This window comes from Shewanella sp. (assembly GCF_048265805.1).
In the GTDB taxonomy this organism is placed as follows: Bacteria; Pseudomonadota; Gammaproteobacteria; order Enterobacterales; family Shewanellaceae; genus Shewanella.
The window spans coordinates 45,341-53,765 of record NZ_JBLXAT010000027.1 but is presented as its reverse complement, the minus strand read 5'-3'; the positions used below and the strand labels follow the sequence as shown (position 1 = coordinate 53,765).

The following is an 8,425-nucleotide window of genomic DNA, read 5'->3' as shown; positions in this document are numbered from 1 at the left end:
ATTGAGCCACAGGACGTCGATAAAGGACGGTTTGGGGCGTCATATCGGGAGCTGCGGACCACTTAATCGCAGCTTCCTTAGAGATATAACGCCAAAGCATGGGCGCGCTCTTCGCCTCCAATGCCTTTTCTTGTTAGCTGTTTAATTACAAGTATCACTAACGTAGGTAATCGATGATTGAAGCAATCGAAACACACACGCGATCATCCCGCTTCGCTAAAATTAAAATCAATGCGCACTTTCAATGAATCTTAGGCAATTTATTCAATTAACGAATCTATGGTTTCAATGTGAGATTTGAGAGTCTTCAGTAATTTCTCTCTCTGTTTTTTACTGAGACTGGTATTTAACTCCGAGAGTAGATCAGCGTACAGGTATTCATTTTTTGCTTAGCCTTTAGGAGTGATTCAGACTTTAATGAATCAAGGTTTTTAATCAGAGAAGTAAACTGATTCGAAAATTCATCAGTGTTTCTCTCAAAAAACAACTGCTCCAACGCCGATCTAAGTTTTTTTGCTGTAAGCGTTTTCCTCAATAAAAGTAGACGCCATCTGTAATGAATAACGGTTAACTATACTTTGCTGTTGTGATGACAGGCTGCCAATGTTTTTTTCGATCGCTTCCGTTATTTTTTCTTGCCTTGCTTTAATTTCCTCATGTGCTCCCTGCTGTGCAAATTCTTCGAGCTCTTCATTATCACTCTCTGTACGCAACAGGGCGGGATTCTACTTTGCTCATAAGCTTCCTTTAGAGACATAATACCCTGCTTAGGGGCGGAAACACATGGGCTAAAATTAGGAGCGAAACGACGCAGCCCATATGTTTGCGTCCCAGCGAGCTTGCGAGCGACTACAGCAGATTGTTAGGCATTCGCGGCACTACTTAATAGATGAACCGTTACAGTGTAGTTTCCGTTTCCTGGCATTAACCCAGAATCCATTCCGATTTCTTTAAAACCGCAGCGCTTATAAAAGTTAAGAGCACTTGAATTGCCTTCTAGTACTTCAATAGAGAAAGGGGAATTGTTTATTGCCAAAGCTTTTTCTAACAATGCTTTACCTACGCCCTTTCTGTACATTTTCGGGTTAACGTAAAGCCATGCTATTTCTTCATTATCGAAAGCAATAAACCCTTGTACCTCATTGTCGCACTCAGCCACCAATATTTCATATTCAAATAAACCTTACTCGGCAGCTACTTCTAGTGGCAAAAAAGCACTTTCTAGGGACGCTGCTTTAAGTTCATCTGATCTTGCAAGATCATGAACTTTACAAAGGTCATTCCAATCAGATTTGATAAAACTACGAATGTTCATAATGTGCCTAACGCCAAGCTAAGCGGCGCGTGTTAGCGCGTCCTTGCTTGAGCGCCTCGTTAAATGCTGAACTCAACGATGCCACCTTGTTCAGCGTAAATTTTGTTTAAACCCGCCTGTAATTCTTTGAACTTGTCGAAATTTGGCGGAAAGTAAAAATGCTCTGATTTACCATTGCCTAGAACTACATGAATTCCATCACTGGTAACAGTGCATTCTTGCTTAAATCAAATGGAACCTATTTGCCCTTAAGCGCTTCTTTCGTTAAACACGGTAATCAGGTCGTATGGGGAAATCTAAAGGCCGCATCGTTAACTGGAAGCAAGAGCCTCCGTTTCTATAAGGGATAAACAACTAGCTACACGATGCTCTTCAGAACAAGAAAACGAGCCTATAGCACTTGGCCTATCGTTGATTGTTGCTACAAGGCTGAATATTAACCTGATTTATAACTCATAATTTTATGTTTTCGCTATTAGGAAACAAAACCATGGTTAACTGCACCAGATGGTTGGTTTTTTCTAAAGAGCGTACTGCTTGATATTGTGTCCTTTCTTCAACAGCAGTAGTCAGTGGTTGCTCGGCCGCTAGGTGCTTTGCCAGCCTCATAGCTATGCGCCGCTATTACACGGCGCATACTGATTATTTGCCAAACATATCCTCAAACTCAAAACCCTCGGCTTGCAGATGAGCCATGATTTGCTGTATCTCGCCCAGAGGACTAGGTACTGCTGCTCGTCGTGATAATTCTGCTTGCAGTGATTTTACCGTCGATAGCTGTGCTATCAGTTCGTTTAGCTCTTTTGCATTGTCGACCAAATCTTGCTGATAATGGACAAGTATTTGCTCACGTTCGCGCTTGTTGCCAGCACCAAAACGGTTCCACACCATCGACTTGATGTCGTTGCCATATTTCAATTCTTGATAGTCTTCATTCAAACCTTGCAGCTTCTGCTGTAAGGATTGCTCAAAGTGCTTAATCGCGTTGTCATCAAGCTCGATTGCCAGCCCGGGGAGCCACTGCTGAGCAAGGTGCATCATCACAAAAATATCATTGTCTTTTTTCGCCAGTGACAGCTGTTGCATCAATTGATGATTGCGCTGTTTGTCCTCATCGCTCTGTGCTTTATCTGGATGAAAAACCTTAGCAAGCTGCTTATAGAGTCGATTGATATCTTTGTGACGAAACAGCTCAATACTGTCTGACGATACGGCAGCGTCTGCCCACTCAGGTTCCCAATCGTCGCTTACGTCATCGTCCACGGAGAAATCGAATGTCTGCTCTGCGCTATTGCCTTCCAACTCACTGATAAACTTTGCGAATAATTCAGGGTCTTTAATGATTTCCACAAGCTGCTCATCATCCAGATCCAGCGGCATACCAGTTAGCTGTTCCACCTGTTCGCGAAAAAAGTCACAAGCTGCTGAATTTGTTGCTGGATTTGGCTCTGGAAATACCTCCATCATGGCTTGCTGGAACTGTTGTCGCAGAGGCTCCGTGCTATTCGCTCGGAACGGATTCGCTTCCAACGCCATCAACTCTTGCTCAATCCAATCAGCAAGCGTTTCTCGCTGTCTGTTACTAAGTGATTTACGAGGGAAGAAGTTAATCAGATGGCTGATCAGCGCCGCATTGGCAGCACATATCTCCAGCTCATGAGTTTTTAGTTTGTCTGAGAACTGTTCAAAAAACTTACTGATTTTGCGTTCATAACGCTCATTCGCTGCTTGTTTCTTTTCTATCTGTTCCCATAACTTACGCACTTTGGCCCAGCTAGTGGGAATACGTTGCTGTGGCGCTTTTATCGTTGCAGCAGTAATCGTTAATTTGGACATAAAGGATAAAATCTCATAACAGAAAATGCGGCACAGACTAGCACACGTGCACGCAATATTCTGCTAGTTGAGCGTTACCAATTTGCATACGATGACCCAAGGGCATCAAGCCACGCTGTCTAAGGACGGTGTTGGTGAAACCTTAAGGTGATTAACTCATCGAGTTGGTGTTGCTCTTTCTTAGCTTGGCGCAGTTGCTCTGCCATTTCGCGCTGCTGCAATAGCTTTTGCAGCCCTAAATTAAAGCCCACCTGCTTACTGCAGGCTTGTTGTTGACGACCAACATCTTGGCTGACTTCTGCCACCCGTTGGTGTTGTTGCTGACACAATCCCTGCATTTGATGCTTCATCTGCGCCATATTTTGCAGCAGTAAGGCATTGCTGCCGGGCTGCACCGTCAGCGCGTCGATATGTTCGTTGAGCTGAAATAAACGGGTTTCTTCTAACTGCTGCTGTTGTAGCAGTTCTTGCCGCCGCTGCTGCATATGCTCCAGCTTACGCTGTTGCAACTCCATGTACTTATTGAGCGACTTCATTAATCAACTCCATTAACTGCTGTTGACTCTGTTGGAAACTGACCGGTTCATACAACCCTTGGCACAGGAAAGCTTCCATCTTCGGATAGAGTTTGACGGCTAAATCTAGCTCTGGGTCTTCGCCAGTTTGATAAGCACCGAGCGGAATAAGCTCTTGTACTTCAAGGTAACGGCTATAAAGTTTTTTCAAGCGATAACAAGCTTGTAGCTGCTTATCATCAACAATCTGTGGCATCACGCGGCTGATAGATGCGCCGATGTCGATAGCCGGATAGTGGCCCTTTTCAGCCAAGGCACGCACCAACACAATGTGGCCGTCGAGAATAGCGCGGGCACTATCCACAATGGGATCTTGCGAATCATCGCCTTCGGCCAATACGGTGTAAATTGCCGTCATGGTGCCGCGGCTCTGAGCGCTGTTACCGGAGCTTTCTACCAAGCTAGTGAGCTTGCTAAACACCGATGGTGGATAGCCCTTAGTGGCAGGCGGCTCGCCGAGCGACAAACCAATCTCACGTTGTGCTTGGGCATAACGGGTCAGGCTATCCATCAACAGCAATACGTTTTTGCCTTGGTCACGAAAATGGCTGGCCAACTGATGGCTTAGTTCGGCACAGCGCATACGCAGCAATGGTGAGTGATCAGCCGGTGCGGCCACCACAATGGCCTTTTTCAGCCCCTGTTCACCCAAGGCATGTTCAATAAAATCGCGCACTTCCCAGCCACGTTCGCCCACCAAGCCCACAATCACAACGTCGGCATTGGTGTAACGCGTAAGCATACCGAGCAGCTTACTTTTACCCACGCCCGAGCCAGCAAACAGCCCGAGGCGTTGCCCTTTACCCACGGTGAACAAACCGTTAAGGGCGCGAATGCCTACATCCAGCGGTTCAGTCACGCCACGGCGTTGCATCGGACCAAGGTGCGGCGCTTGCAGTCGTTGTTTGGGAGCCGTCAGCGGGCCAAGCTCATCGAGCGGGCGCATCAAGCCATCCACCACGCGTCCCATCAAGCCTTCGCCTACGGGCACTGCCGCTGAGTTATCAATTTGGCGTACGCGCGCGCCTGCGTATAAACCGGAGACTGACGCCAGCGGCATCAAGAAGGCTTTATCTTCGTCAAAGCCAATCACCTCTGCGTCAAACCACTGGTCACGGCCTTCCACTTGGCAGCGCTGCCCCAGCGACAAGCGGCCGCCTGTGACGGTCAAGGTCAGCCCGTTGATGCTGAGTAAACGGCCGTAACTGTAATAGGATTTAGGTGGGTGTAGCTTGGCGGTCGCCTCAGCAAGGCGTTGGCTAAAATCAATCTGCATGAGGCATCAGCATAGGTTTAATCTGCGCCAGTACTTCGTCGAGTCGTTGCTGGAACGACAACTGGTGCAACTGATTATCGCCGTCAAACTGTACCTGTCCGCACGGCAAACTGTCGTCCACCCGCACTTCGACGCCGCCAATTTGGCTGATGTTTTGCGTTTGTAACCACTCACCATCGGCGGTGGCTACATGAATCGCGCTAATGGCTTCACGTCCTTGCAGGCAGGTTAAAACTTTTTGAATGGCAGCGAGATAGCTTTCTGGCTGTATGGCCAATTCAGCTTCAATCACTAACTGGCTGATGGCCGCTAAGCTGTCAAACAACTGCTCAGACAACTGCTGTTGTTGCAGTGACAGCTGTTGCTTCACGCCGTTGAGTAGGCTATCCAACTGCTGCTGATACTGCTGTTGTAGCTGCTCAACTCGCTGTTCGGTTTGCTGCTGGCAGCGCGCTTCCATCTCTTGGGTAAGCTGCTGCCGTGCGGTTTGTTGACCTTGTTTATCGCCTTCGGCGCGTCCTTCAGCAAGGCCGCGCTCGTAGGCCAATTGCAGCCGCTGATCTAAACTCAGCAGCAGCTCTTGACGATCTAAGGTGGGGAACGGAGAGTTTGCGCTCATCAACTAGCCCATCACCTCTTCTGGATAGAGACGATAATCGATGCGGCCTTCCGACATCATGCGGCGAATCACCTGCATGATTTCTAGCCTTGCTGCTTCAACTTTACGCACCGGCTGCGGCCCTAAACCGTCCAACTGTTGCTGGTACACTTGCGCCAAACGTTTCGGCAGTGACGCCAGCATGGCGGTAACAAATTCTGGTTTGGCGCCTTTGAGTGCCACAATCCACAATTCGTCGGAGATCTCGTTCATCAGCTCTGCACGCACCTCTTCGGTTTGATGCTCCAGCGTGTCAAAGTCGAACATCCGCTCTTCAATCGCGTTGGCGGTCTCTTGGTCGTGTTGTTTCAGCAGCGAGATGATTTCAGCTTTGTTGCCGTTGTAGCGGTTAACAATCTCAGCGACTTTTTCCACGCCATTAAGGCGAGCACCCGCTTGGTTGCCGACAAATTCGATACAACGTTCGAGGGTGTAGCGCAGATCATCAATCACATGTTCGCTGACTTCCCGCAGCCCCGCGACACGGAACAATAAATCTTCGTGGCGCTCTTTGGGCAGCAAGCTGATCACTGCTGAGCTTTGCTCAGCGGGCAAGAATGCCAACATCAGCGCTTGCATCTGCACATGTTCCTGCTCGAGGAAGCGGGCAATCAGTTCGGCCGGTATCCACTCCAGACGGCGCAGATCATCGACTAACTCGTTACCGTAAATATCATCCAGCATGCCGCGTGCAAGTTTACGGCCAACGGCTTTGTCGAGTGCTTTTTCCAGATAACGTCGAGACGCCCCACTGACACCACTTTCAACCCGATAACTATCAAAGAAGTGGCTCATGGTTTGCGTCATATCTTCCTGTGATACATGGGCGATCTTGGCCATGCGCTCCGACAGTGCTTTTACTTCGGTGCGACCCAGACGACGAATAACATTGGCGGCGTTGTCTTCACCCATGCTCAACAGCAAAATGGCGGCTTGATCTAGCTCAGACAACGGCTGTTTGTTGAGTTCAGGACTTTCTAGTTTCAATTTCTATTCCCCGTTCTACCCAAGTTTTAATAACAGCGGTAACACGCTCTGATTCTTTACTCGCTAAGTACTGCATATGGGCGACTTGCTCTTCAAACAGCGCGCCAGCTTCTGGCAACGCCATCGGTATGGGTTCTTCACGCATCAATTCTGTTTTGGCTGCAGTACTCTTCGCGCTGCTGGACGGGTCTTTATCCCCGTCCGCTTGCGTCTGACCATGACTGTTGGCCCCAAACTGCGGCTCATTACTGTTGCCAGCCAGCTGCGGCAGTTGGCTATCGCGTTTGCCTTTGACCAAATGGTTCACTAATGGGCGCACGCCAAAGAAGATCAGCGCTAAGGCAATTAAAGTACCGAACAGGTAACGGGCATATTCGCTAACCATCGGCAACTGCCACCAAGGGGTGTCGTCGGCCACGGCGGTAATATCTTGCGCAACAAATGGGAAGGTCGAAATGTTGAATTTATCCCCACGCGCTTCGTCATAACCGGCGGCGGTTTTCACCACATTGCCGAGTGATGCCAGCTGCGCGTCAGTCCAGCCGGCGCTTTGAGTTTCCCCCTCGCCGTTAACGCTTTTCACCGCTTCGTTGACCAACACTGAGATGCTGATGGACTTCAAACGGCCAACTTCATATTGGGTGTGAGTAACGGAACGACCGCTATCAAACTTGCGTTGCGCTTCTTGGCGTTGGTTGCTGCGGCCACCGTCGTTATTTTGTTGCTGGCCATTTTGATTTTGGTTTTGCGCATTGGCGGCGACTGGCGGCTGGTTGGCTAACGAGCCGGGAATGCCCATGGCCAGTTGGTCTTCGCTGCTGCCAGACTTGGTGTTTTCGGAGATCACCACCGTGTTAGGATCAAGCGTTTGCTTGGTCTCTTCAACTACGCTGAAATCAACATCGGCAGATACTTGGATGCGGTAGTTGCCCTCACCCACAATCGGCAGCAGCATAATCGCCGCCCGTTGCTCGATATTGCGTTCCAGTTTGTCGATAAACTGCAGTTTCTTGCTGGATTCTTTACCCACTGGTGAGGTATCAAACAGCTCTGCTGTTAGCAGTTCACCTTTCTGGTCAACTACCGATATTGCTCGCTGATCCATGCCCGGTACACTGCCGACCACCAAGCTAACAATCGCTTCCACTTGTGGCTGTTTCAGCTCATACCCCGGTGCTAAATCCACCATGACCGAGCCAGACGCCGTTTCCTCTTTACGACCAATAAACAAGCTGCGTTTTGGGATTGCCAGATGCACCCGTGCATTTTGAATACCGGTCATATTCATAATGGTGCGTGCCAACTCACCCTCTAAGGCGTGTTGGTACTGTTTGGTTTCCATAAACTGGCTGGCACCCATTTTGACTTTGTCAGTCAAACTGTTGAGGCCATCAGGCAGTGCGGCTTTGATTCCGCGCGCCGCCAAGGTGATACGGGCATCGGCTAACTTATCCGATGGCACCATAATGTTGCCAGTATCGGTATCGATACGGAATGGCACTTGGTCTTTGTCGAGGATCTCGAGAATACTGGCTTTGTCGTAATGTTCTTGGTTACCGTACAGCGGCACATAGTTCTTCGCGGAGGTCCACAAAATAATAACAATGGCGGCGGCCACTAACGTGGCTAATAAAGCGATTGAAGCTACACTACGATCGCCATTTTGCGGCCAGCCCAAACGGCCTGACAGGTTCACCACTTTTTCACGCAAACCCGCGCTATTGGCGCGGCTCGGGAAGTTGGCGCCGTCTTTCGTCGCTACTACGTCTTTCATTCAA

8 protein-coding genes are annotated in these 8,425 nt (G+C 49.0%); all 8 read right to left on the bottom strand.

The window, feature by feature from the left end; all coding sequences use genetic code 11:
* Positions 1-503 precede the first annotated feature (503 nt).
* The 8 genes from ACN0TT_RS16545 to fliF all read right to left on the bottom strand — a co-directional run bounded on the left by ACN0TT_RS16545 (position 504) and on the right by fliF (position 8,421).
* Positions 504-713 carry a hypothetical protein gene (locus ACN0TT_RS16545; protein WP_417763250.1) on the bottom strand — a complete coding sequence of 70 codons (210 nt, stop codon included), beginning with the start codon at positions 711-713 and terminating at the stop codon, positions 504-506.
* A 149-nt stretch (positions 714-862) separates the two neighbouring features.
* Positions 863-1,162, bottom strand: coding sequence for a GNAT family N-acetyltransferase (locus ACN0TT_RS16540; RefSeq protein WP_417763249.1), 300 nt, complete (start codon positions 1,160-1,162; stop codon positions 863-865).
* A gap of 795 nt (positions 1,163-1,957) precedes the next feature.
* Positions 1,958-3,151, bottom strand: a complete 1,194-nt coding sequence (locus tag ACN0TT_RS16535) for a J domain-containing protein (protein WP_417763248.1) — start codon at positions 3,149-3,151, stop codon at positions 1,958-1,960.
* Between the two features lie 119 nt (positions 3,152-3,270).
* Entirely contained in the window at positions 3,271-3,687 is a 417-nt protein-coding gene (locus ACN0TT_RS16530) for a hypothetical protein (protein WP_417763247.1), read from the bottom strand.
* Complete coding sequence (locus ACN0TT_RS16525; RefSeq protein WP_417763246.1) at positions 3,671-5,002, bottom strand: FliI/YscN family ATPase; 1,332 nt, start codon at positions 5,000-5,002, stop codon at positions 3,671-3,673. Before ACN0TT_RS16525 ends, ACN0TT_RS16530 begins: the two co-directional genes overlap by 17 nt.
* Complete coding sequence (locus ACN0TT_RS16520; protein ID WP_417763245.1) at positions 4,992-5,621, bottom strand: FliH/SctL family protein; 630 nt, start codon at positions 5,619-5,621, stop codon at positions 4,992-4,994. Before ACN0TT_RS16520 ends, ACN0TT_RS16525 begins: the two co-directional genes overlap by 11 nt.
* Before the next feature lie 3 nt (positions 5,622-5,624).
* Positions 5,625-6,647, bottom strand: coding sequence for a FliG C-terminal domain-containing protein (locus ACN0TT_RS16515; RefSeq protein ID WP_417763244.1), 1,023 nt, complete (start codon positions 6,645-6,647; stop codon positions 5,625-5,627).
* Positions 6,628-8,421, bottom strand: a complete 1,794-nt coding sequence (gene fliF / locus ACN0TT_RS16510) for a flagellar basal-body MS-ring/collar protein FliF (RefSeq protein ID WP_417763243.1) — start codon at positions 8,419-8,421, stop codon at positions 6,628-6,630. The genes ACN0TT_RS16515 and fliF overlap by 20 nt, the downstream gene beginning before the upstream one ends.
* Between the last annotated feature and the right edge of the window lie 4 nt (positions 8,422-8,425).

Excerpts from the sequence above, each read along its gene's own strand:
- ACN0TT_RS16535 (WP_417763248.1), bottom strand. The coding sequence starts at position 3,151 with ATGTCCAAATTAACGATTACTGCTGCAACGATAAAAGCGCCACAGCAA.
- ACN0TT_RS16530 (WP_417763247.1), bottom strand. The coding sequence starts at position 3,687 with ATGAAGTCGCTCAATAAGTACATGGAGTTGCAACAGCGTAAGCTGGAG.
- ACN0TT_RS16525 (WP_417763246.1), bottom strand. The coding sequence starts at position 5,002 with ATGCAGATTGATTTTAGCCAACGCCTTGCTGAGGCGACCGCCAAGCTA.
- ACN0TT_RS16520 (WP_417763245.1), bottom strand. The coding sequence starts at position 5,621 with ATGAGCGCAAACTCTCCGTTCCCCACCTTAGATCGTCAAGAGCTGCTG.
- fliF (WP_417763243.1), bottom strand. The coding sequence starts at position 8,421 with ATGAAAGACGTAGTAGCGACGAAAGACGGCGCCAACTTCCCGAGCCGC.